The organism is Rhodococcus sp. 06-470-2 (assembly GCF_002258235.1).
Classification (GTDB): domain Bacteria; phylum Actinomycetota; class Actinomycetes; order Mycobacteriales; family Mycobacteriaceae; genus Rhodococcoides.
Window position 1 is genome coordinate 152,438 of the sequence record NZ_NOYB01000031.1, and the last position, 25,355, is coordinate 177,792.

Genomic DNA, 25,355 nt, shown 5'->3' on the forward strand with positions numbered 1-25,355 from the left:
CCGACAGGGCATCATTCACTGCTCGAACCTGAAGATATGAGACCCGGAGCTCTCGAGGATTGTGGCCAAAGCGCTGGTCCCCTGCTGCCCGTGCGACACCGAGGCGTCAGTCGAAGACGAATACGCCCTTGCCGATCTCGCGTCGATCGAACAACCTGTAAGCACGTTCAGCTTCGGAAATCCGGAACTCGTCTGTGAACAGTGCTTCGATGTCGAGGTCACGCTCCGCCACGAACGATGCGCACTCCTCCTGGAGATTCTTGCTGAACGTAAGCGACCCCACGATCGTCTTGTGAAGATGGATCAGCTCGTCACTGCTGATCTCCAAGGGGCCGAATACACCGACCATGCACGCAGTCCCCCAAGGCCGAATCGACAGCACTGCGTGTTGACGCACGGTAGCGTTGGCGCTGCATTCGATCGACTTGTCTGCACCCTCGCCGTCACTTGTCAACGCTCGAACGGCCTCCACTGCATCGACTTCCGCGGAGTTGACAACGAAGTCGGCACCGAACCGCTTCGCCATCTCGAGTCGTGCAGGATCGATGTCCACCGCAATGACGCGAGCACCGAATGCTTTGGCCAACAACGTCGCACTCAATCCGACAGGTCCCTGACCGAAGATCGCGACCGTGTCAGCAGCGGTCAGGTCGATCCTTTTGATCGCCGCAAACGCAGTACCCGTTCCGCACGAGATCGCAGCACCCGTCTTGAACGACAAAGAATCCGGCAGTTTGATCAGCGTGTGCGCAGGGACCTTCATGAAGTCAGCGTGTGCACCATCGCCGTTGAGGCCCCCGTACACGATGCGTCCGTTCGGGCAGTATTGCGTCCAACCGGAGCGACAGTACCGACATGCGCGGCAGCCGTCGTAGTGATGGACCATGACGCGATCCCCCACCTGTGCCTCGGTGGGTCGGACCGCATTTCCTACGGAATCGACAACTCCGCACGGCTCATGGCCTTCGATTACCAGTGCGTCCGCGGGCCGTTTCGGGCTGTGTAGGTGATGCAGGTCGCTGCCGCACATCCCGGAGGCCTTGACACTGATGACCACCTCGTCCGGACCTGGCACTGGATCCGGTAAGCGACGAACCTCGATCTTGTTCTCGCCAAGAAAAATTACGGCATCCATTTTGTGGCTCCCATGTGTGGTTGACGGGGTCAGTTGCCGGTTCGCGTCGGTCCGACCGACACGTCGGCGTCCTTCGGCGTCCGAGAATCGGCCTCTCGATCGTCTCTGGACAGAGCCTCCTCGGAGATCTGGCTGAGAGCTTCTCGAGAAGTGTCGACGCGCGCAACGGCATACATCAGGGTTGCGATCACATACAAGCCCGACAGAGCCAGGATTACTCCGACAATTCCGAAGTGGGAGTACAACCAAAGGACGATGAACGGGGAGAAGATCAAGCCCACACGACCGACGGTCTGAGTCAATCCCCCGCCGCGGAACCGGAAGGCGGTCGGGAAGAACTCAGGCACTGTGCCGAGACACATCGTCAAGAACGATGCGGCCATGGCCACCAGGATGAAACCGATAACGACAATCAGAGCCGGATGCTGCATGAAGGGATAGATACCCGCGAATATCGCAGCGAGTGTTCCGAAGATCACGATGCTGTTTCGACGACCGATGCGGTCAGCGATCAGAACGCACAGCAACGGCCCGACAACGTATCCGGACATTATCGCGGCGTTGAAGCCCAAGGACCGCGACACAGTGAGCCCCTGCTCGACGAAGAAAGTGGGCATCCAACCAGTAATCACGTTGGAGCCGAACAAGCAGATGACAGTGAGGAACAAAGCCATTGCCGTCCGAGCGATCACCGGACGGGAAAACAGCACCGTGATCGGTACCCATTCGGCCTTCGCGCTGACGGAGGTCGACGCGGCGTCGGAGCTCTCCGGTGAGTTGTTCAGGCTGTGCGGGATGCCGTTCTGCCTTTCGATCTCCTGCATGACCGCTTCGGCTTCTTCGTACCGCCCGCGTGACTCCAACCACCGCGGCGACTCCGGCATCGACCGGCGCAGCCACCACGCAACGAGTGCACCGACGCCCCCGATAACGAACATCGCGCGCCACGAGAAGGTGGGAATCACCAACCAACCCAAGACAGCGGACACTGTCACCCCCAGTCCACCGAAGAAGCCGAGGATTCCCAGATACCGACCACGACGAGCACGCGGAATGAACTCGGTGATCATGCCGTAGCAGATGACGTATTCGGCACCCATCCCGATACTCATGAGAAAGCGCAGGGCAATCAGAATTTCCATGTTTGGTGCAATCGCGGCGCACAACGCCAAGACTGCGAACAACCCCAGGTTGAACTGAAATGCGAAGCCTCGGCCGACGCGGTCGCTGAGCCAACCCGCGAACGCTGCCCCGATCGCCAGACCAGCGAACGTGAACGACAGAAACAGAGAGTTCAGTTCCAGCGTAGAAAAGCCGGTAGGCAGCATCGAAGCAAGAACTGCAGCAGAGAGCTTGTTGTCGAATGCATCCCAGAACATTCCGAGCCCTACCAGAATGATCATGCGCCGATGGAATCTTCCCATCGGCAAGTTGTCGAGTCGCCTACCAACATCGATGCGTGTGCTCACTGCCCCGCCCCTCTCGACACTGGCTCAGTACCGACACCGAGAAGCCGTACACCTCGCCTGCTTCGATCGACCGGACACGTTCGAAGTTCAGCTTTCACTGCAACATACCTTTGATTGGTGTTCTTATTTCGTCGGGCGCAAGCACCGAGCTCCAGGTGGTCTTCGCGGGATCCGTTGGCAGGCAACAGCGAGATGCTGCACTTGGTCGCGTGCAATATCAATCGTCTTTCTTGTTGTACAGATCACGTTGAGCTCGATGTCCATTAAGTCGTCACAGCTCGCCCACGTCCAATACCGAAAGCCGATTCGGCATATAGACCACTACGATCTCCACCGACCAACTGCTGGTCGATCGAGGTGCCGGACACAGTGGATGCGTTTCGCCTACTCGAATTTCGGTCGGCCGAGCGCAGGAATCGGCGCGATGTGCGGTGCACCCGGTCGGCTCGGAATTTTGCTCGGCCGAGATATCCCCCGCACGCAGCGCAGCCATTTCGAGTGGAAAAGTGCGGGTCTACAAGCATGCCTGTCGACAGGGGCCACGACCGGCTCGACGATCGCCGAATGATCAACCCAACCGCCCGATTTCCGATGACAACCAACGGTGTTGGCGGCGGAACAAGATATAGCGGACACCGTCGCCGACGCTGCTCATTCGGTTGTACGGTCCATCCGATCGCCATAATCGAGCGAGGACCCCTGCCGCGCTCTACAAGATGCTCGATGCCGATTGCTCTGTGGCTCTCAACGAGTGAGGTTCGTCAGGGTCGCAACGCCGAATGCGCGGGCAGCATCATCCCACCGCCCCAGCAGACCGAGCAGGTTCTCCCCGTCCGCACGGTACGAACGGATTTCGAGTTCGAGAACCTCGAGAATGCCAGTTCGCAGCTCTGTGTTGAAGTTGATCTTGCCGACGTTCATCGTTCTCGCCCTGGCCAGATCCTCCGCTGGGATTCCCGATGCACCGTGCAAGACGAGTGGTATCGAGGTGCGCGTGGCGACGTCGCGCAGAACATCCCACTTCAACTGTGGTTCGCCGCGATATGCGCCGTGAACATTGCCCACTGCAACGGCAAGAAGTTGAGCACCGGTCCGAGCCAGGAAGTCCGTGACCAATGTGGGATCGGTGAGGCCAGCACTGGATTCCTCGGCATCGGACGCGACATGAGCACGGTCCTCGTCGCCGGCGAGGCCACCCAGCTCTGCTTCGATAACGATGTTCGGGCCGATGAGCTCTCGTGCCGCTCGGACCAACGCGATGTTGTCCTCGTACGCGAGGGCAGAACCGTCTACCAGAACGGAATCGGCCCCCGCCGCCACCGCCGCGGCGATCACTTCCAAGTCTCCAGCATGGTCCAGCTGGACTGCGACCGGAACGACGGCTCCGTCCGCGAGGCCTCGAAGTGCCGTGATCAGCCGGCACCCGTTCTCGGTCGCCGCCACCTTGGGAGCGACCAGCAACGTCGTCCCGCAGCCGGAAGTCTCCGCAGCGGCGACAACGGCGAGCGCCGTCGTGAAGTCGTAACAGGTGAAGGCGGGCACAGCCGACCCACGCAACAGGCTCACAGAAACCAGATCATCGAGTCGCGTGCGCATCAGAGGACACCGTGCCAACACCCAGCAGTGGAACCCAGCTGTCGGATTACGAACGAGCTCGATCCGCGATATGTGCTCATGCTGTCCCGCCGACTTCTTCCTCGAATTTGCTACTCAGTTTTCGAGTCACATCGACCAGCGATCGATCGTCGCCGACGTTGCCGGGAAATACGATGTACGGGATGCCTTTACCCGGACCTTCGGCTGGCTCCCACAGAGAGACAATGCCGGGCAGCATGGGCCCGCGCACGATCGCGTGGCGGATCTCCATACCGTATGCGGCCACGTCGGAGGACGTAATCCCTCCCTTGGCGATGACAAACCGGGGCGGAAAGGCTTCGAGGGTCCTCTTCACGACATCAACGACCGCAGCGGAGACGGTACGAGCAATTTCCAAACTCGACGACGCTTCATCGGTCTTGACGAGTGCTCGGCAAGTGTGCACGATGACGTCTCCGTCATGCAGGCCATCGACCACATCGGCGACGATTCCGTCGATATACGGATTGTCGGGCGCTTGGCGACCGGAAAGCAGTAGCTGCTCGACATCGATTTCGATGACACGAGCCGATCCGTGAGTCGATGTGAGGGCGTTGAGTTGACGGGTGGTGATCGCAACATGCGATCCCACCACGATCAATCCGCCGGCTTGGGCGGAAGTATTGCTTGCGTATACGTCCTCTGACACCAGAGCGGCACGAATTTCCTGACCGATGCGCGCCCGGACGAATGGCGGACCGACTCGGTACAGTAGCTTCTTTCCGCGGCGTTCGGCTTCCAGCAGTCCGAGCGCCAAGGCTCGAAGATCGTTCTCCGTGACAACGTCTGCGACGATCGGAGTCGAGTTCGTTGCAGGCTCGATGGCATCGGCAATAGCTTTCGCCGAGACGCTCGGGTCCTGTGTGGCCGCACCCGCTCGAATGACGTTCAGGTCCAGGACGATCACGGACTTCGCAGGAAAACGACCGTCCGACTTCTCTTCGATGTACTCGGGCAGCGACGAGTGGACGAAGCCGAAGCTGGCATCGCTCGCAAACTCCGTTTCCCCGACGGGTATCAGGTTTCCCGACTCGGTACCCGTTGCGCGCATGTAGTGGACTCCACCGATGGTGATCCGACCTGCGTCGGGAAATGCAGGGACGACCACAACGCCATCGGTGCCATCGCCGGTCACCGCTTTCACGGTGGCGGCGATGACATCGGGCTCGAGTGGGTAGTGTCCACGCAGAGTCGAGTCACTCCGGCTTACGAACGACAGTGTCAAGCGTCCGTCTACGGTCGCGGCCGATGTCAGCGCGTTTCGTACCGCCTCTTCGTTGCGGGCAGCGGCCTCGGCAGGGCTGAGGCTTCGAGTGTTGGTCAGTACGTAGACAGCCGGTTTGGTTTTCTCTTCTCGAATGTGCTTGAAGGCCCAGTCGAAATCACTCGGCTCCCACCGGGTGAGTACCGGTACGTCCCACACGGACTGCGTGCCTGTGGGGTCGTCATCCAGTACGACCAATACGCGAAAACTGTCGCCGTCGTGCGCGATGTTCTCCGACACGGCCGACGCTGAAATCGTTACCTCTTCGGGAAAAGCTGACAACACTTCATGTTCGAGCAACACTGCGCACTCCATCGTGACGGCTAGTTCGGTTTCGAGGTAGACAAACTCGGATCTGTCAGACGGCCACTGCGGAGACGCGTTCAGCCAGGTAACCGACACCCATGCGCGGACTGGACAACACAGTAACCCCAGTTTTCTCCTGCAACACCTCGGCGAGGCGGTTCATCGAAGCTTGCGCCAGAACGATCAGGTCGACCGTTTCGGCGAGGTTCGTCGCCTGCTCGATAATCAGTGCGTCATGCTTTTCGCGGTCTCCGGCCATCAGAACCGCGAACGCACCCTCACACAACCGCTGCTGGATTTCCACCTCGCGGCCGATCTCGACTGCCTTCTTTTCGATCAGATCGGACGTAGGGCCCAGAGTGGTCGGCACCGTTGCCAGAACGCCGATCCGTCGACCGTCGCTGGCGGCTTGGAGTGCCATTGCCTCGTCGATCTTAACTACGGGGGTGTTGACGTTCTGCGCGGCAACATCCAACGCCGGGCCGAGCGAGGAGCACGCGGAAAAGATGATGTCGGCACCTGCGGCCTCCGCAGCCTGGGCAAGACGGGTCATCCGTTCCTCACTCTTCCGAGAGATTCCCTGTTCGCGAACGACTGTGGCCAGAACATCGGAGTCCACGAAATGCATCACCTCTGCATCGGGAATCAACTCGGCGATCAAGTCGTTGATCACAGGCTCGACGGAGACGAAAACGAAACTCGTATGGAGAATTGCAATCTTCTTTGTCACGATATCCTCTTTCTAGGTGGCACCGGATTGTGAATCAGAGCGTGTTCGGCGAACGGTTCATTGGGGCGAACGGCTACGTCCGCAGATCGCGACGCGTAATCAATTTGCATGGCGCAGTGGCACGGCCGTGAATTGGTCACAACACGAGCCGGCTGACGGTCGACGCGCTCACGAAACGGCAGGTCCGCGGCGAAGGGTGGTCGCAGGGAGTCAGCCCGATCGGCGCTCGAGCGCGATCCGACCATTCCCTCCCCTGAAAGTCCTTTCGGGTCACATACCATTAACAGGCATGCACAATTCCATGTCCAATATCGGTTTGTGATCAGCCATATAGCCTCCCTCTATGGACCCGCGATGTGCGTAACCACGCGGCTCACGTCGGCCGAACGAGCGTGATCGCCCAATTCCCCCGCGTACCAGAATATGTGCCGATCAACGTAGAGTGGAGTCGACAGTCTGGAATGGGCGCACTCCCCTGATGCGCCTCACCGACGAGTATTCGACGCCCACAGCAAGGATCGGCATTGGCATCGCGAGAACGAACCTGGACCATCCGTCTGCTGATTCTTGCGGCTTCGGCTTCCATTGCAGTGAGCATCATCTATCTGCCACAGGCGCTATTGACCGCCATGGCGGCGTCGTTCGGTATCTCACCGTTGGTCACCGGTGCAGTGGCGACCGCGGTCCAAATCGGCTACGCAATCGGAATCTTCCTGTTCGTTCCACTTGCCGACCGAGTACATCCGCGTCGACACATCACGATTCAGTCGGCCGCGCTCGGCGTGGCATTAGCAGTGTCCGCGGTGGTGCCCAATGTCGTTGCGCTAGCGATCAGCTTCTTCACAGTTGGGCTGGTGGCCAATATTGCGCAGGTCCTCATTCCGGTGGTGGGCAAATTGGCTCCGGAGGACAAACGGTCCCGGGCTACCGGGACCATGGTCGGCGCTCTTCTGATCGGGGTCTTCGGTGGCCGAATCATTGCCGGTCTGCTTGTCGACTCGATCGGATGGAGGCTCGTCGTTGCTGTTTTCGCCGCGACGATCCTCTGCACCATTCCGCTTACTCGACGAATTCTGCAGGTGAAGTGGGTAACTCCCGCACCGGGCAGTAAGTACCGCGTGCTTCTGGCCGATACTTTGAGGCTCACCACACGTAGTCCCGAACTCGTCGAATCCTCGTTCATACAGTTCTTCGCATTCGCGACGTTCAACATGTTCTGGACTGTCAGCGTGATACATCTGACGTCGGAGACCCACGGCTGGTCGGTTGCGTCCGCGGGACTCTTCGGATTGGTCGGCCTTTCAGCGGTTGTGATAACCCCACTTTTCGGCCCGGCTATCGACCGATTCGGATCCCTTGGGGTGATCGCAGTGAGCCTGCCGATCTTGTTGTGCGCCTGCATATCCGTCGCACTCGATTCCGATCACATCGCGTTGTTCGCGGTATCACTGTTCGTCGTAACTGCCTGCAACCAATCGCTGCAGGCAGCAAACCAGACGAGGGTGCTCTCCGCAAACGAGCAGTACGAGGCGCGAGCCAACACCATGTTCATGGTCGCCGTCTTTGCGGGTGGTTCGACGGGTGCCGTCCTGGCGCCTCTTGCTTACGGGCTCGGCCAGACGCCTGCTGTCGCCATGATCGCATCGATACTCATTGCCGTCGACATCGCGGTGTTGTGCGTGGTCTGCGTGCGTCACAGGCGCCGAACCGCAGTCACATCGAGCGATCTGGGGCTGGTCGATGAGTCGACCAGCCCCAGATAGTTCCGATGCGCTTGGCAGTAGCCGGTTCAGTGGAAGGACCGGCCTCCATCGGTCGCGAGCGCTGAGCCTGTGACGTACGAAGATTCCGAGCTGGTCAAGAACAGAATCGAACGAGCAATTTCGATCGGCTCAGCCAAACGGCCCAGCGCATAGTTCCCAACGTTGTTTCGGTGTCCGTCTGCCATCGCGGTGTCCACCATCCCGGGGCACACACTGTTGACTCGCACTGTCGGTGCCAGCTCGGCGGCGAGAACGCGAGTCAGGTTCAACACTCCACCCTTGGAGGCGGCGTATGCGGTGTATCCGGGGGCATTGGGTAGCAAGCCTTGCGCTGACGCGATATTCACGATTGTCGCGGTCTCCTCCTTCTGCAGCCAGGGGATACAACTACGCAGAACTATGTAAGCACCGGTCAAATTGACCTCCAGCACGTGCCGCCAGTCCGCCGCCGTGACGTCGGATGCCAGGCCGCGGAACATAATTCCTGCGGCATTGACTACACCGTCTATGCCGCCCAGCGCAGTGCCCGCTCGATCGACCGTATACCCAACCGCCTCCTCGTCGGTGATATCGACCGCGTAACCGGTTCCACCGGTAAGTTCGGCAGACTGCATTACGCCACGTTCGTCACGATCCAGTAGCGCGAGCGAAGCACCCTCGCTCGCGAAGAGCTGGGCAGTCGACTTGCCGATTCCCGACGCTGCGCCGGTCACAACTATTTTGCGTCCGAGCAATCGTTGCCCGGGGGTCGTCGAATGAGCTTCCATGCCTATCGAAGGCGTCATGATGCCGCGTCCCTCTCCTCTGTCTTCCGATCTCAGCAACCAACGACGATCCGACTCAGCGCATCACGAAAGCATTGGATGGCGCACCGTCATCGGTGGAGATGACAATGCTCTTGGTATCGAGATATCCGTCCACGGCTTCTATTCCGTGTTCGCGACCTAAACCGGACTGTTTGGTACCGCCGAATGGAACCATGTAGCTGTACGTACGGTAGGTGTTCACCCACACGGTCCCGACGTCGAGGGCCTTCGACATTCGTAGCGCGCGTCCAACGTTTTCGGTCCACACGCCTGCAACAAGGCCATACGCCACGTCATTACCGAGGGCGATCGCGTGCTTCTCGTCCTCGAATTCGATGATCGAAAGGATGGGGCCGAACACTTCCTCCTGCGCGATCCGCATGTCGTTGGTGACGTCTGTGTAGATCGTCGGCTCGATGAACTGACCACCGGTGAGATCAGCGCCACTGGCCGGCTTACCGCCGAGAAGGCAACGAGCTCCCTCGGCGTTCGCAATGTCGATGTAGTCCAGTACTTTTCGATACTGCGGTGGCGTAGCGATGGGGCCCACATTGGTCAGTGGATCGTTCGGATCGCCGAGTCGGATGCTGCGGGCAATCTCCACCAACTTCTCGGTGAACGCGTCCTTGATGGAACTGTGGACGAGCAGCCTCGAGCCGGCGGAACACATCTGCCCTGAGGCACCGAAAATCCCCGAGACCACTCCTGTCGCGGCCTTGTCCAGATCCGCGTCCTCGAACACGATGTTCGGTGATTTTCCGCCCAGTTCGAGCGACACACGCTTCATCGTGCGAGCGGCGCTCTCGTAGACCCTGGCCCCGGTCGTATCGGACCCAGTGAACGTAATCTTCGCGACATCGGGATGTTCCACGAGCGCCGAGCCGACATCCGGGCCGAGTCCTGTCACGACATTGAACACACCGGCAGGCAACCCGGCCTGCCTGGTCAGCTCGGCGAATTCCAACGTACTGGCAGAAGCGAACTCCGACGGCTTCACGATGACGGTGCACCCGGCGGCCAGCGCCGGTGCACACTTGACCGCCGCAAACCACAGTGGCGAATTCCACGCGGTGAGAGCTGCGACAACCCCGATCGGCTCTCGGTACGTGAAGGCAACCGAATCGGACTTCTCGATGGGGATTGTCGATCCCTGAATTTTGTCGGCCAACCCGGCGTAGTAGTACCAAACATCGGCAAGCGATGCCAACTGTCCGTTGACCTCAGCGAGTAGCTTTCCGTTGTCACGAACCTCGACGGCCGCCAAGTGATCGGCGTTCGCGAGTACGAGATCTCCCAAACGGCGCATGATCTTTCCGCGCGCCGACGCCGACATCGACGACCACGGTCCGTCGGTCATCGCGCGGCGGGCTGCCGAAACCGTCCGTGTGACGTCGTTCTGATTACCGAGAGGGATCTGCGCCCACGCTTCCCCTCGATAGGGATCGACGGTGTCGGTCCACTGCCCTCCGTCGGGGTCGACCCAATCTCCGTCGACGAACATCTGGTACTTCTTCATAGTCGATCCCTTCGTTTTATTGTCATGCGAGAGTTGGCCATGCGAATTCGGTCACGGCGCAGGTCGAGCTCCGGCTGTACCGTGCGCGGTGGCGGCAACTCGGTCGGTCGTGTATTCGGACAGCTCGATGTGACGGCCCTCGTCGAGATTGGACACCGCGTATGCCGAGCCGACAATCACTGCCAGCGTGAACACCATCACCGAGCTGGTGCCACCTAGGGCAGCGAGAGCTGCTGCAACGAAAGGTGCCGGGGCAGAGAAGATCAAGTTGGAAAACGTATGTGACATGGCAGCGCCTGAAAATCGCACCTCGGTCGGAAACTGCTCCGCGAACAATGCAGGCTGAGCGCCACTGAGGAATTGAATCGAGCACAAGACCAAGGTCACTATCAGGCCTGTCACGAATCCGTTCGCGCTGGCAAGGGTGAAGAAGAGTAAAATTCCAGCGAAGCAGCTTGCGAGTCCGATGTAAAAGACTTTCCTGCGTCCGATGCGGTCACATACCCATCCACCGGCGATCGAGAAGAAGATGGATACGCCGTTGGCAATCATCAGGATCACGAACGCCGTCTGCGAGGACATCCCCGTCTCACTCGGAAGGTAGCTCAGCCCGTACACAGCGATCAAGTAGAAACTGAGTGACGAGCCGCCCCAGGCCAGCGTGAGCATGAAAACCTTGCGTGGATGCGTCCTCAGCACCGACAGTCCGGCACCGCGAGTCTTCTCGATCCTTTGCTCGACAGCACTGTTGACTACGAACGCTGGGGTTTCCTCGAGCTTCGTTCTGATGAAGACGGCTACGACGACGATAAGGATGCTGCCGAGGAACGGCACGCGCCAACCCCACGACTCGAACTGCTCCTGGCTGAGTGTTGCACTGAGAACGACCAAAGCGAGGTTCGCGAGTACCTGACTGACCGGCGAGCCAACTATGATGAACGAGCCCAGTAGTCCTCGCCGGCTCTTGTCGCCGTGTTCCATCGTCATGAGTTGGTTTCCGATGGCTTCGCCGCCCAACGAAAATCCTTGAACGAACCTCAGACCCACGAGCACAGCGGCAATGCCGAACCCCTGTCCCGTCGGCAGAAAACCGATCAGGATCGACGAACCGCCCATGAGAATCAGCGTGGCGAACAAGATGGGCTTCCGCCCATGTCGATCGCCGAGATGGCCGAATACCACCGCGCCTACCGGTCGTGCGACGAAACCGACGCCGAACGTCGCGAACGATGCCAGGAGCGCACCAGTGGACCCCAGACTGTGAAAGAACAAGGCCGGGAACAGTGTTGCTGCGAGAGCGCCGTAGACGGCAAAATCGAAATATTCCAGAGCAGACCCTAGGGTGCCACTCACGACGGCGCGAGTCTCCATCGTTCTGGGCTGCATACGCGCGGCCGGGATAGGAGCGGCCGACTCCGGTTGACTATCTGTGTTCACTTCACTCTCCGAATCTCTTCATCGAGTCGCCGGGCGGTCGCTGCGGTGGACCGGGCCCAGGAGGTCCCGATACGGAATGGCTGCTCGATTTCGGTATTGATGTTGCCTCGATCACAACTCCCCTGACCCATTAACCCCTCTCCCAGGACCCGCGTCCAATACCGACATCCGAACACCCGGATAGCCACTTCCTATCGCCAACGCCTCTCCTCGATTCTTCTTGACGCGATGTTTCATATATGAAACTATTTGGCAGTTACGATGACTACCGCGAAAGATGGGCTAAGACGTTGACCGCAGAAGCACAGGATCAGAAGTACCGAGCGCCCGCGCTGGCGAAGGGCCTCGACATTCTGGAGCTTCTCGCTTCCACCGAAAACGGTCTTGCTCAGGCCGAAATCGGTAAGCAACTGGGGAGAACGACATCCGAGATCTTCCGAGTTCTGATGGTGCTACGCGAGCGAGACTACGTCCAGGTCGATGAAGCCGACAGATACCGACTGACGACAAAGTTGTTCGAAATGGCGCACCGCACCCCTACCATTCAGCGTCTCACTGCAATTGCAGGGAGCGAGATGCAGAAGCTTGCCAATCGTATCGGCCAGAGCATCCACCTCTGCATCCTTCATTCTGGTCAATTACTCGTCGTCGCTCAGGTCGATTGCCCCGATACCAACGTGCACACCGTTCGACTGGGTGCGCTCATTCCGATCGACAACTCTGCGTCCGGTCGGGTACTCGCTTCGCAGATGGATCCCGCCGACCTAGAGATTTTGCTTACCCTTGCCGGGCCCGGTGATAATGACCAGCGCACTAGGTTTCTAGCAGATCTCGCCCAAGTACGGGGAGCAGGCTACTGCCAAGGCAGGTCGCTTACAATCGAAGGTATCACCAACATTTCTGCACCTGTCTTCGACTTCACGGGCAATGCCGTGGCCGCAATGACCACCCCGTTCATTCACCGACTGACGGGAACCGAGAATGTAGACCCGGACCATGCTCGGATGTTGTTGGTGCAGACCTGCGAAAGCCTTTCCCGCAGAATGGGAGCGGGAGCGAGTGCCAAGCACTGATGTCGAATCGGAGACGCATCTCTAAATTGTCGACTCAGCTTCTTTGCGCTTTCTCGATCCGGCTACTGCGAAGGGCTCTCGCTGCGGAACCTTGACAAAAAGCAATAAGACGAAGGCCAGAGTTAGTGCAACCAACGGGACGCTCATTCCGACGATGATGTCGCCGGGGGTCGCTATCTTGCCGATGAGGAACGGTCCGAAAAATCCGCCCGCGGAGGCGAGCGAGTTGATCACTGCAATACCGACAACGGCCTGACGCTTGGTCAGAACCTCACTGATCAGGGCCCAATATGTCGGAATGTTCCCGATGACACCGCATGCAAGAAGTATCAAACCAATCATCCCCAGCAGCGGCGAGTCCCGGAACACACCAGTTGTAACAAGACCTACTATCGCAGTGGCGAAGCAGAACAGAACAATTGGCTTTCGTCGACCGCTGATATCGGCATACCGAACCAAAAGCAACATCACGATGGCGCCGCAGACGTACGGAATCGCTCCGTAAATTCCGATGCTGGTGGGTGAGTATTCCGGATTCAGCTGGGACACGACCTGCGGAAGGAAGAACGTCATTCCGTAGGTGGCAACTCCTGCGAGAGCATTGATGAGTCCGAGATACAGAACTTTGCGATTCTTCAGCGTCTTGAGCTCGCTCGAGTGGTCCTGGTCGTCTTCCGGCATGGCCGCGTACTCGTCCGCAATCGAATTCTCCAGCCAATTCTTCTCGTCGGCATTGAGCCACTTTGCCTTGTTCGGACGGTCCGCCAACGTCAGCAATATCCACACTCCGAGCAGGACCGGCGGCAAACCTTGCAAGATGAAGATCCAGCGCCACGAACTGAGCCCGAACCAATCGACATGATCGAGAATAAGCCCACCGCTGAGGCTACCGACGATGAGGGCAAACGGCATTGCCAGCGCCATAACACCTATGGCGCGGCCACGATCGTGGTTGAGGAACCAAAATGTCAGAAACAGAATCAGACCGGGGAACAACCCCGCTTCAGCGATCCCGAGCAATATTCGTGCGACGTACAGCTGAGTAACAGAGTGTACGAATCCGGTCGCAACAGTGACCAAGCCCCAGGTAATCGCAATACGCGCCAGCCAAACCCTCGCACCGACCCGAGCGAGGATGATATTGCTCGGAACTTCCAAGAGCACGTAGGCCAGAAAGAAGATTGCCGCAATAGCACCGTAGGTTGCCACATCGATGCCGAGCTCACTGCCCATTGTGAGTTGGGCATAGCTGATCGATGAACGATCCATGTAGTTGAACGCATAAAGCAGAAAGACAATCGGCAGGATCGTCTTTCGCACTTTCCTGACAACTGCCTTGCCGTCGACCGGCGAACTGACCGGCTGAGGATTTGTAGTCACCGCACTACCTCCATCTTGATTCGACCAGAATTTTTTGAACAGAACTTTCGGAACTCGGTACATCTAAAAGAATCATCGCTCAGCGAAGGAGCTCGATGATTTCGGTCAGGTCGTTGCACGCCTCCAACCCCCAGAGCAGTGTCGTCACCCGGTCGATGTCCTCCGTCGGTAGTGGTCGAACAGAAACGCGGGCACAGTCATCGAACTTCTTCGACAGTTCTTCCACGGTCATCGGTCGCTCCGGCGTGCCAGGAACATCAGAACCCCGGCGGGTGAATACTTGTCCGTTACGGAGTTGCACCTCGACTTTGCCATCCGGCAATTTCAGATCCCAGTTGAGTTCGGCATCCTGTACCGGAACCACCTTGCTCGCCACAGAAAGGACTTCAGCATCTTTCAATGTGTCAATAGAGAAGTCGGACAACAGCATCGAGCCCTTCACCAGTGCTACTGCGACTGTGAACGGTAGCGAGAATTTAGCGTCCATCATGGTTTGCGGTGCTTGTCGAGCGTGGAGTGGGAGAGTCATCCGTTCTGCGAAGTTGCCGACGTACACTCTGACCTCGGCGATGTCGGCAGCGTCGAAGGGGTTTTCGCGCACCAGCTCGATTGCGGCATGAATGTATGTATGCGCGTTTCCGACCGCTGGCCAGTACTTGTACGTCATGCCTTCGCTAAGGTAGTCGACTCCCAGGCCTTCAAGCATTTTCTCGCGGTCGTACTTGCCGCCGAAGTAGACGTTGAAAATTCCGGCCTCCCCCTCGAAGAGGTTCCGCATTCCATGCATACCTTTCCCGGCCAGGAGGGTTGCGTTCACACAGCTTTGAGCGATGAATCCCGCGTACAGACCCCGGACGTCGCTACCGACACCGAATATTTGCTCCATGGTGCCGCCTGCGGTAAGGCTTGCAATGCCCAACGAGTGGGCTATTTGCTCTGCGGTCAGCCCCATCAATGAGCCACAGGCGGCAGTGCCCGAGTACGTCCCGACGACACTCGACAGATTCCAGTCCATGTTCCATCCGACGTTGCAACGTAGCCGGATGAACAACTCTTGACCGATGGCCACCGCGGTGATGAGGTCCCTGCCGGTCACGGAGCCCTTGCGTTCGGCCAGAGCAAGGAGAGCCGGCACAAGTGAGCTGTCCGGGTGTGCACCCCACGGAGTCTGGCTGTCGTAGTCGAGACCGTGTGCGAGAGTGCCGTTCGCGAAGGCTGCGGCTGCGGCGGGAACGCGGCCACCGAAACCGAGGATGGTTGCTTCTTCCTTACCGCCCGCATCGGTGACAAGCTCGATGATCGGTCTGACAGCGGGCTCCATGCCACTTGCGCCCAGGATTACCCCGAGTGTGTCGAGAATGCTCTTCTTGGCGGCCTCGACCGCGCCCGCCGGCAAGTCCACATATCGCGTGTTTGCAGCGAACTCAGCAAGGTCCTGAGAGAGGTCACGGTTCGTCATCGTCGGTTTTCTCCGATTGGGTGATTGGTGTTGTCGGTTTGTCGGGGTGGCCGTTTCGTTGGCAATCCAGATCTCGAAACAGTGATCGGCCGATACAAAGTGTCGGTAGTGGCCCATGACCAACACTTCTGCGCCCCTATAGGCATGCTGTCTGCCCGCCGTCCACCGAAACGACCGAGCCCGTCATGAAGCTGGCGTCATCGCTGAGCAGAAAGACGATTGCCGCCGCGATTTCTTCGGGATAACCGATTCGACCAATTGGATGTTTTGCATTGATCGATGCGGCCTTCACCGGGTCGTTCATCATGTAATCGGTGAGAGGCGTTCTGGTCATTCCGGGAGCCACCGCATTGACGCGTATACCTAGGGGACCCAGCTCAGGGCACATCGATTTCGTGATTCCGGAGATCGCAAACTTGGACGCGACGTACGAGAGCCGATTCGGCACACCGAGAATCCCTGCCCCTGAGGAGATATTCACGATCGCCCGCGGACCTTGGGTGTCTTTCTCGGCCAGCACGAAGGCCTGGCACATGTTTATCGTGCCGTCGAGATTGACAGACATGATCTTGCGATGAGCCTCAGGGTCGAGGTCGACAATTGTTCCTGCACCGGTGATGCCGGCGCAATTGACGAGCCCGTTGATACTGCCGAACTTCTGGTGCATCGTGTCGAGAAGTTTCACGGCTGCGGCGTGATCGCAGACATCCAGCACCGCTCCGTGCACGCGGTCGGCGTTGGACACGTTGGCGATCGCCGCGTCGACCGCCTCCTGCGTGACGTCCACGACGACGACAGTCGCACCCTCGTCGATCAATCGAGCCGAGGTCGCGGCACCGATTCCACTACCCGCGCCTGTCACAACGACAGTCCGGCCTTCAAATCGCAACATCACTCAATCTCCTATGAATTGTCAGAGGCGTCGAGGTCACAGCCAGCTCTGGATGTGACGTGACGCACGTTCGCCTGTGAAAGACAGTTTCATATGTAGACGGTTGCGTCAAGGTCGGGTGCCCGCCGACTCGCACACCAGGTGACACTCGCGTGGCAGATCCACCGAAAAGGCACACGTCGTGGGTAAGTCGGATGAGGTACTCGATCCGTAGCGCGCGCGTTGTGAATTCGATGCTGCCGAACGGCGGTATCTGGTCGACCGCGCTCCGGCTCCGCGGCCCACGAGCACAGCTCCGCGGCGACGAAAAGTGGGAGCCATCCCGGCTGCAATTGCAAGGGTTGCCGGATTGCATGACTACGTCAGCGGTGGTTCTGCGCAACGTGCGAATCGACTTTGCGGTAACCAATGCGCTGGGCCGAGCGGAGCACGCTCCCCTACTTTGCGAAGGTCGGCGAGCCGACATCGCCCGCTATCAGTTGCTGAATACCTCGGCCCGGTACTTCGTTCCGGATTGAGGTGGAGCTGCACCTTCGTCCGTACTGTTGCTCTTGTCCGAGGCAGGACGGGCCCAAACAACCGCGCGCTGCCTGAGCTCATCGGCGAAATGGGCACCAATCAACGCGGGATCCAAGTCGAAGCGAACGGGCCCGAACGGCATTTCTACTACGACTCCAAGTTTGCGGTGGCGACGGGTGGCACCGACCATGGACGGCTAGTCGGTGAACCATCGTCGCCGACGGAGAGGCGTTTCAGAATTGTTGATGACAAGTCGGCGGTGCCGGGCAGATGACGGCCCACATCAAGTCGACCGTCCAACCGTTTGGATCCGACTCTGCATCTCGAGGTTGCTCTTAGAGCAGTAGCGTCATCGGTCAGCTCGTTCAACCGCTCGTGAGGACGTCGATTGTCCACATTCCAGGCGTGTACGAAGCCACTCGTACCCGATCATGGTCAAGTACCAGCAGATCTCCGCCTTGCATCACGCGAATGAGGTATGCATTTGGGTAGCAGTCTGCTCCCCCATCGCTGATCACGTGGATACAGCTGCGGTTCGAGACCTGACAGTCTTTTGCGATCGTTTCTCTCGTTTTCGCGGTCATTCAGCTGCTTTCGGGATCATATGAGCGTCGGCTAACCTCGGAGATCGGAACTTCAAGATTTTTTCAGACCAATTTCACAACTTCCTTATATCAAAATCCAGTATCGAAAGCCGATACCACTTATAGGCCTGGTAGTGACTTCTCCCTGACGTCGCTCCCCGTACCAACAAACCGGTAGGAGCAGATCGGAGGTCGACATGACCAGTTCACACTGATGATTCATCCTCTTACGGTGCCACCAAGTCGCGACTTCGAGGGGCGTTGGTCGCGGGCCAATCCCCACGACTCAGCCTGAATTGCTGAGACTGATAAGCCGTATCGAGTTTCGATATTGGACTTGGCTCACCAGATAGTGGATAAAGAAGGCTGACGGTGACGGAATCTACCAATGCAGCCGATGCAAACAGTAGTGACCCCGATGGTTCGCTGCATCAGCGAGTGCTCGACAGCCGTATCCCGGCCGTCCCGAACGTGGAAGGACCTGACCATTCTCGCATCTGACACGCCCGAGCTAACCCCTGCTCTCGCGGAGCGCATCCACAGACACCAGGTCGTTATTATTGGCTCCGGGTTCGGTGGATTGTTCGCGGCGAAACAGTTGCGTAAAGCCAACGTCGACGTCACGCTCATTGCCAAGACCACTCATCACCTGTTCCAGCCCCTGCTGTACCAGGTGGCAACCGGGATCCTGTCCGAAGGCGAGATCGCCCCGTCGACCCGGTTGATCCTCAAGGATCAGCACAACGCATCGGTCATCCTCGGCGATGTCACCGCCGTCGACCTCGACGCGAAGGCCGTCACGTCCCGCTTCCTCGAGCGCGTCACCGTCACCCATTACGACAGCATCATCGTCGCCGCGGGCGCGGGTCAGTCTTATTTCGGCAACGACCACTTCGCCGACTATGCACCCGGCATGAAGACCATCGACGACGCCCTCGAACTCCGCGGCCGTATTCTCGGCGCATTCGACCAGGCCGAACTCGCAACGGATCCAGCCGAGATCGAGAAGCTGCTTACCTTCGTCGTCGTCGGCGCAGGACCGACCGGAGTCGAAATGGCCGGTCAGATAGCCGAGTTGGCGCACAAGACGCTCCGTGGCACCTACCGCCACATCGACAGCCGCAGTGCCCGCATCATCCTGCTCGACGCCGCACCGAAGGTACTGCCGCCGTTCGCCGATTCCCTCAGCCAGGCCGCCGCAAAGCGTCTGACAAAGATGGGCGTCGACATCCAGCTAGGCGCGATGGTCACCGACGTCGATGCCGACGGCTTGTCGGTCAAGGACGGTGACGGCACTGTTCGACGCATCGCGGCCCGCACGAAGGTGTGGTCCGCAGGAGTTGCGGCGAGCCCGCTCGGTAAGCAACTCGCCGAGCAGTCCGGTGCCAAGATCGACCGCGCCGGACGCGTAGTGGTGAACAAGGACCTGACGCTCCCCGGCCGCCCCGAAGTTTTCGTCGTCGGCGACATGATGAGTCTCGACAAGCTCCCCGGCGTTGCACAGGTTGCGATTCAGGGTGGCCGCTACGCAGCACGTACCATATCCGCGGGAGTCGAAGCCGTCCGCGCAGGCCGGGACGTACCGACGCGCAAGGACTTCAAATACTTCGACAAGGGCTCGATGGCGACCGTCTCGCGATTCAGTGCCGTTGCGCAGGTCGGACCGATCAAGGTCACCGGGTTCGTCGCCTGGATGATGTGGTTGCTGGTGCACCTGGTGTACATCGTTGGCTTCCGTAGCCGTCTGACGACCGTCATCTCGTGGCTCACGGCGTTCTTCTCCCGCGGCCGTGGCCAACTCGCGATGACCGAGCAGCAGGTGGACGCACGGGCCGCGATGGTCCGTTTCAATGCGCCCGACCCGAGCGACGCCGGTATCGAAGTCACTGCACCGGACCCAAAATCCGTTACGCGCCCACTGCAAGGAACCCGAGGTTAACCAGCAGACCAATACACGAGTGCGCCGAATGATGCGCTGCCGGCTTCGGATGAGGCGAAGCCAAGCCATTCGCCTTTGATTCGCCGGACTTCGCCGATTTCCGATCGATCTCATGAACCTAGGACAACAATAATGACGCCAATTCTGAAATCGTCCATACCCATCCCGAACCTTCAGCAACCGGCACATATTTGCCCGTCGACGGTGGATATCTGGTCCGTGAAGCCGATGCACTCATGCCGGCCGAAGTCAGCACGATCATTCGTTGTTCGATCTTTACACGTGTACAAACTCGCTTCAATGAGAAACAACTCTGTGATCGCTGATCCAAAATGCTGGCGAACGTACAGAGTAGGACTGTAGATGCCGGCCGCTTCGACTCCACACGCACGTCCTGCCAACGCGGCCGGGGACTGGTTAGCAGCGCTTGCCGGCCGGTTGATCTGCGTCATCAGTAAGCCCCTCGAAGCTCGTCATCTCAGCCTCGAATTGTACGCAGCATCGCGTTTACTAGTTCCGGACGGCGAGCAGTGATGTAATCCCTACTTCTACGTGGAGCGCAATTCCCGTGCACGGCGTCGCCAGCATTTCCACGGTTCCCACACTTGGCACTCCCCCCACGTCGGACACCAACGCCATTCCTGGCATCGTCACAACCGCTGCGCAGATCAGTTTTCCAAGGTGGACTCTACGAAGCTCGCGCGATCGAAACAATGTCGAATCTGGCCGATCGGCTAGGTACACGCCTGAGCGCAAAGGACTTCGAGAAGTGAAAGGTCCCGATGACGACCGTCTCGCGGTTCAATATCGTGGCGCGGCCGGACCCATCAAGGTCGCCGAGGACAGCGCCTGTGTAGCACGTTTGCTGGTACACATCGTCAGATCGAACGTAGATTGTCGGCTACACTTCGGTCCCCGTATAGGCAGACTGACTTACGCCAAAGTGGCCCTATCACCACCCACCAACATGCACTGAGCGTTCGCCGTCTCCGAACTGTTCGCAAGGAAGCGCTTCGAAGTGACCACTGGATTTGCTTCACGGAATCGCTTACTCAGTCGGATCTACGCCTCAATTATTGACGTTATCAGGAGTGCAATGCAGCATAGTACCGAGACCGACCACGTCTCATCCGATCAGGCCGTCCCGCGCGGCCAAGTGGCACTCTCAATGTCTGTCCTCATGACACCGGACATGAGCAATTTCTCGGGAAATGTTCATGGTGGTGCGCTACTGAAATTACTGGATCAAGTTGCCTATGCTTGCGCGAGTAGATACGCGCAAACCTATGTCGTGACAATCTCAGTTGACCGAGTAATTTTTCGAGAGGCAATACACGTCGGTGAGCTCGTGACTTTCTCCGCTTCGGTCAACTACACCGGACGGACCTCAATGGAAATCGGTATTCGCGTGGATGCCGAGAACATTCGGTCGGGGCAACTCAGACATGTCAACAGTTCTTACTTCACGATGGTTGCCGTAGACGGGGCCGGCAATCCCGCACCTGTTCCACCACTGCATCCGAGCGGTGAGATCGCCATACAGCGCTATAACTCTGCCCGCGCCCGCAGACAGGGGTTCGCGAACCTGACAACACATCAGCAACCAATCTGACAGTATTCACGAGAGTCCCGCGTGCGACACGGGATTCGGCGGCGCCCGCGCAGATCCTACGAAGGTTGCGGCACTTGTGCTTGAGCGTCGACTACTGCGACTCAGCACACCATCTCCACCAACTCGCTTCGGCCGCAAGCATCGGTCAACTAGAAGCAGCAGGATGGCCAAGTCACGGCGCTCAGGGAATGCGTTTGCACAGCCCCGACACCGTTCTCGGTCGAGTCCTACAAACAGCTCGTGTCCTCGACGAGCAGTGGGTCGCATGGAGATGGTCGATCCCCGGCTCCGGCCTACTCGCGCCGTACCCCGGAGGGCTTCTCGGCGACGGGGTCATTCGCGGACGGGGACAGACGTCCGGCGGTGTGACGACGATAGTTGATCGCCACGATCGAGGTGCCGGAGGTGGCTGTCGGACACAGCTCATCCGAGCGACCGGATACAGACCAGCTGGTTGCTAGCGCGATGAGCGAGGAGTCGTTACGGTGCCTAGTTACCGATGGCACCGAGAGCTGGGAGGCAGAGCAGATGCCGGGGGAATGGAAAGCAGCGGTCACCGGGGCAGGTTCGGGAGTGGGCCGTGAGGTCGCTCTGCAACTAGCACGCTCGAACTGGTCTCTTTCTCTCGCAGACAATAACTTTGATGCCCTCCTCGACACACAGTCAGAGTGCGCGGCTACCACCAACACCGCACACGCGACTCACCTGGATGTCACCAACCGAATCGAAATCGATTCGTGGGCGGCGTCGTCACGCTCCGCACTGGGCGGTATCGATGCGGTCTTCAACGTCGCAGGCGTTCTCTACAGCGGCGATGTCATCGACACTCCCCCAGCTGACTTCGATCTAGTGATGGCGACCAACTTCGAGAGTGTCGTCAACAGCTCTCGCGCTTTTTTGCCGGACATCCTGAAGTCGCGTCGAGGTCGAATCGTCAACGTGTCGTCTGCATTTGGTGTCATGTCTGCACCCGGCTATTCGGCGTACAACGCATCCAAGTTTGCCGTACGAGGTTTCACCGAGGCCCTCAACCAAGAACTGCGGCTGGCGTCACGAACCGCGCGTGCGACCTGTGTGATACCTGGTGGACTCAAGACGTCGATCGCTCGGACGGCGCGGGCGGCACCAGGCGTTGATCACGCGCGGACTGCCGATTTTTTCGATAGCCGCATAGCCCGAACCACCCCCGAAGTGGCCGCCCGAAAGATCATTGCGGGTGCGTGGAGGGGGAAGTCGCAGGTGACTATAGGGAACGACGCCCGCCTCGTCACCGCGACCACGCGCGTACTTGGCCCTCAGTACCAACGGCTGCTGCCTTCGCTCCAAGCACTACGACGGACCTAACAAGTCGTCATCAACAGAAACCATTCACCAGACCTGCGGGGGTCGGTCAACTATGTCGAACAGCTGGATCCTGATAGAGACGTTCGGAGACGCGGAGCCTACCGTGATTGGAGTTGGGTCTTCGCCCAAATCCTTTGTTCCACCTCGTAAAGTTCTCCGCAGCTCCACCAGCCGCGAAGAGGCAGTCGCCGCGGTAGCTGAGGCGCTTTCCACAGGCACCGTAGTGGATCGGCCATGCAAAGACCGCTACAGGCGAATTCTGGCCGAACCACTGCACACCTTCGCGGGCCGTACACATGGCGCATGGGTGTGGCTCGGCCAGCGCGACGAGACTCCACCTCGACGAGACGCCGCCGGGGCGTGGCAGTTCAACCTAACCAAGAGCACAGCAAGCGGTAGCAACGATCTACTCGACCTTTACTGCGTTCCGCAAGACGAGCGCGAGACGCAGCGTGCACTCGCCGGAGCGTTCACCCGACTTGTCACCAACCGGGACGAGAGCGAAGCTATGGCCAAGATCGTGCAATCAGCGCCGGGCACCACTCACCAAGCGGTCTGGACAGTGAGGCGGGACGACGGCGAACTTCGAGCCGCGCATTTCTCGTGCCGGATGATTGCCGAAGACGGGATTTCGGGCACCGAAGTCATCCTGAGGGGTATCACCCAGGACATCGGCCCCGCAGGTGAAATCAATATCGCTCCCCCACCCACGATTCTCGAGCATCGCGTTCTGGAGGCTTCCACCAAGGAGGGCGAGTACCGCGCACTGGTCAACCTTAGAAATCTGAGCTTGCTGCGCTGGTACAACTCTGAACCTGCACCGAGTATCTGCTGGGAAAACCTTCCTGACGAACCGGTACCGGCGATTCATCCGGACGACATACCAATTGCGAAGCAAATGTCGAACGCACTCGCACGCGAACGCACCAACGGCGTGCTTCGGTTCAGAACTCTTGACGGCGACTGGAAGCCGATGACAATTGATGCCGTTCTAGTTTCACTCGATCAGCACACCACGGCCGCACTCGTCACTCTGACCGAATTGTGCGAGGAGTAAATAAGTTCGCGGACCCATGCGGACCCACATAGCCCACTCCGGACTGAGTGCAGTTGAAGCGTGAACTCCGAAGGTGCGTTTAATAGTTGCGTTTTTTACAAGGATTGTGCGCGTGTCGTGCGGGCATCGCGAGTCCGACTCCACGCAGCTGCCACTGTTCGAGTCGACACACCATACGTTTCGGCGAACGACTCGATGCGCTCCTCGGTCTCGGACTTTCGCCCACGCTCGATGTCGGCGAGAACGGTAGTCGACATCCCGAGCAGCTGCGCAGCGTCACCCTGGGACAGCGCCGCATGCACCCTCAGGTCGGACAATTTGAGCTGAGACTGCGGGATCGGAACCAGCGCCGCTACGGACGTGTGCAGGGCGTTCGCGATTCGGCCAAGCGTCGCAGGCGGTGGCGTCGAGCGTCCAGTTTCCCAGGTCGATACCGCCTGCCTCGTCGCGCCCACCTTCGCCGCGAGGTCGTCTGCACTGAACCCCGCCCGTACCCGTAGCTCACGCAACCGGTCGGCGCGAAACCCACGAACTCCGCTTCGCGGCACTGTCCCCAACTCCCTGTCGACCTTTCAAGACAGTCCCATCTTCCTCGATCCGTCATGACCTTGGACTCTTGTGCGTTTTATAGTTGCGCGTTACAGTTGCTGTCATGCATCCCTTCGATCTCGGTGCTACGGAGCTGAACCAATTGCGCGGTGCACTGAACCTGTTCTACAGTCCTGATGCGCGCCCAAAAGGGATTCCTCGGTGCTTGCCTATCTCGGCACTGCTTGTAGCGCGGGACATCAGGTCGGTCTGTTCAAAGAATCCGTCCGATCATTCCTGTCGGGAGTTCCACATGTTCGCGTCGCTCGCCCTTGCCGCATCGCACATGCCATCGACGGCTCAGACCAGCATTTACCGTCGTCGAAGTTCAGCGTTGAGCCGTTACGGACGAGGTGCGACAGCAAGCGCATTCGACCGACATTGCCGTTTCCGTCGAAGTCACGGGGCCGAACCGAAGTGAGCACCGCACGGGATGCGATGGAGCCGAATTTCCTCCCAGAGCATCAGTTCTGCACGGCGATCGTCGTGAATCGGACACATGGCGACTTGATTGCATGCTCGCTCGACCACGGGCATTCCGGTCGCCATCAATACATCGGTGACGACGGAGCACTGCTAGCCGAGTGGAAGCCATCCACATCGTGCAACGAGCGGTCCATTCCTACCCGTATGCCGTAGACCTGGCAGTTCGGACTGCCCCGACTCGAGTGGGCTTTCGCTGATAGCCCCACTCGTGAGCTACAGGAGCTCCCCCGCGCCTTGTAGCTCGACCGGTGGACCGGCGCGAGGGTCGCGTAGTAAGCGCATTTCATCATGTTCAGCGCTGCGTGGCCCCGCCGGGACATCGCCCCTCGAACCCACACCCGTTCGCACAGAAAGGATTCCG

Annotated in this window: 18 protein-coding genes; 6 read left to right on the plus strand and 12 right to left on the minus strand. The window is 59.1% G+C overall.

Annotated features, from left to right (window positions below):
* Positions 1 to 106: 106 nt before the first annotated feature.
* The 5 genes from CH276_RS15280 to CH276_RS15305 form a co-directional block, all read right to left on the minus strand.
* Positions 107 to 1,135 (minus strand): zinc-dependent alcohol dehydrogenase family protein, encoded by a 1,029-nt coding sequence (locus tag CH276_RS15280; protein ID WP_094622270.1) that lies wholly within the window; start codon positions 1,133 to 1,135, stop codon positions 107 to 109.
* Positions 1,136 to 1,164: 29 nt separating this feature from the next.
* A complete protein-coding gene (locus CH276_RS15285; RefSeq protein WP_217901412.1) occupies positions 1,165 to 2,538 on the minus strand; it encodes an MFS transporter in 1,374 nt (457 codons plus the stop codon).
* Between the two features lie 810 nt (positions 2,539 to 3,348).
* The gene (locus tag CH276_RS15295) at positions 3,349 to 4,200 is read right to left on the minus strand and encodes a class II fructose-bisphosphate aldolase (protein ID WP_094622341.1); all 852 of its coding nucleotides are present in this window, start codon (positions 4,198 to 4,200) and stop codon (positions 3,349 to 3,351) included.
* Positions 4,201 to 4,276: 76 nt separating this feature from the next.
* Positions 4,277 to 5,818, minus strand: coding sequence for a four-carbon acid sugar kinase family protein (locus CH276_RS15300; RefSeq protein WP_217901413.1), 1,542 nt, complete (start codon positions 5,816 to 5,818; stop codon positions 4,277 to 4,279).
* A gap of 43 nt (positions 5,819 to 5,861) precedes the next feature.
* Positions 5,862 to 6,539, minus strand: a complete 678-nt coding sequence (locus CH276_RS15305; RefSeq protein WP_037183658.1) for an aspartate/glutamate racemase family protein — start codon at positions 6,537 to 6,539, stop codon at positions 5,862 to 5,864.
* Positions 6,540 to 7,063: 524 nt separating this feature from the next.
* On the opposite strand from CH276_RS15305, the gene CH276_RS15310 reads away from it, so the two are divergent.
* Entirely contained in the window at positions 7,064 to 8,302 is a 1,239-nt protein-coding gene (locus CH276_RS15310) for an MFS transporter (protein WP_176459269.1), read from the plus strand.
* A 26-nt stretch (positions 8,303 to 8,328) separates the two neighbouring features.
* On the opposite strand, the gene CH276_RS15315 is transcribed toward CH276_RS15310, so the two are convergent.
* From CH276_RS15315 to CH276_RS15325, 3 genes are read right to left on the minus strand one after another with little or no spacing between them, the layout of a single operon-like run.
* Positions 8,329 to 9,087, minus strand: coding sequence for an SDR family NAD(P)-dependent oxidoreductase (locus tag CH276_RS15315; protein ID WP_208601183.1), 759 nt, complete (start codon positions 9,085 to 9,087; stop codon positions 8,329 to 8,331).
* A gap of 55 nt (positions 9,088 to 9,142) precedes the next feature.
* The gene (locus tag CH276_RS15320) at positions 9,143 to 10,624 is read right to left on the minus strand and encodes an aldehyde dehydrogenase (RefSeq protein WP_037183653.1); all 1,482 of its coding nucleotides are present in this window, start codon (positions 10,622 to 10,624) and stop codon (positions 9,143 to 9,145) included.
* A gap of 51 nt (positions 10,625 to 10,675) precedes the next feature.
* Complete coding sequence (locus CH276_RS15325) at positions 10,676 to 12,010, minus strand: MFS transporter (RefSeq protein WP_094631335.1); 1,335 nt, start codon at positions 12,008 to 12,010, stop codon at positions 10,676 to 10,678.
* Between the two features lie 341 nt (positions 12,011 to 12,351).
* On the opposite strand from CH276_RS15325, the gene CH276_RS15330 reads away from it, so the two are divergent.
* A complete protein-coding gene (locus CH276_RS15330) occupies positions 12,352 to 13,134 on the plus strand; it encodes an IclR family transcriptional regulator (protein WP_217901044.1) in 783 nt (260 codons plus the stop codon).
* Positions 13,135 to 13,155: 21 nt separating this feature from the next.
* On the opposite strand, the gene CH276_RS15335 is transcribed toward CH276_RS15330, so the two are convergent.
* The 3 genes from CH276_RS15335 to CH276_RS15345 all read right to left on the minus strand — a co-directional run bounded on the left by CH276_RS15335 (position 13,156) and on the right by CH276_RS15345 (position 16,865).
* Positions 13,156 to 14,514: an MFS transporter gene (locus tag CH276_RS15335; RefSeq protein ID WP_254924319.1), complete on the minus strand. Its 1,359-nt coding sequence runs from the start codon at positions 14,512 to 14,514 to the stop codon at positions 13,156 to 13,158.
* Between the two features lie 79 nt (positions 14,515 to 14,593).
* The gene (locus CH276_RS15340) at positions 14,594 to 15,973 is read right to left on the minus strand and encodes an MmgE/PrpD family protein (protein WP_094622278.1); all 1,380 of its coding nucleotides are present in this window, start codon (positions 15,971 to 15,973) and stop codon (positions 14,594 to 14,596) included.
* A 136-nt stretch (positions 15,974 to 16,109) separates the two neighbouring features.
* Positions 16,110 to 16,865 carry an SDR family NAD(P)-dependent oxidoreductase gene (locus CH276_RS15345; protein ID WP_037183649.1) on the minus strand — a complete coding sequence of 252 codons (756 nt, stop codon included), beginning with the start codon at positions 16,863 to 16,865 and terminating at the stop codon, positions 16,110 to 16,112.
* Positions 16,866 to 18,455: 1,590 nt separating this feature from the next.
* Between CH276_RS15345 and CH276_RS15355 the strand changes: the two genes are divergently transcribed.
* The 4 genes from CH276_RS15355 to CH276_RS15375 all read left to right on the plus strand — a co-directional run bounded on the left by CH276_RS15355 (position 18,456) and on the right by CH276_RS15375 (position 23,920).
* Complete coding sequence (locus CH276_RS15355; protein ID WP_094631389.1) at positions 18,456 to 19,907, plus strand: NAD(P)/FAD-dependent oxidoreductase; 1,452 nt, start codon at positions 18,456 to 18,458, stop codon at positions 19,905 to 19,907.
* A gap of 1,168 nt (positions 19,908 to 21,075) precedes the next feature.
* The gene (locus CH276_RS15365) at positions 21,076 to 21,519 is read left to right on the plus strand and encodes an acyl-CoA thioesterase (protein WP_244165159.1); all 444 of its coding nucleotides are present in this window, start codon (positions 21,076 to 21,078) and stop codon (positions 21,517 to 21,519) included.
* Positions 21,520 to 21,897: 378 nt separating this feature from the next.
* Positions 21,898 to 22,863, plus strand: coding sequence for an SDR family NAD(P)-dependent oxidoreductase (locus tag CH276_RS15370; protein WP_254924320.1), 966 nt, complete (start codon positions 21,898 to 21,900; stop codon positions 22,861 to 22,863).
* 52 nt (positions 22,864 to 22,915) lie between these two features.
* Positions 22,916 to 23,920 carry a GAF domain-containing protein gene (locus CH276_RS15375; protein WP_037183642.1) on the plus strand — a complete coding sequence of 335 codons (1,005 nt, stop codon included), beginning with the start codon at positions 22,916 to 22,918 and terminating at the stop codon, positions 23,918 to 23,920.
* 95 nt (positions 23,921 to 24,015) lie between these two features.
* Here the strand turns inward: CH276_RS15375 and CH276_RS15380 are convergent, their stop codons facing one another.
* Positions 24,016 to 24,468, minus strand: a complete 453-nt coding sequence (locus CH276_RS15380) for a helix-turn-helix transcriptional regulator (RefSeq protein ID WP_037183640.1) — start codon at positions 24,466 to 24,468, stop codon at positions 24,016 to 24,018.
* Positions 24,469 to 25,355 lie beyond the last annotated feature (887 nt).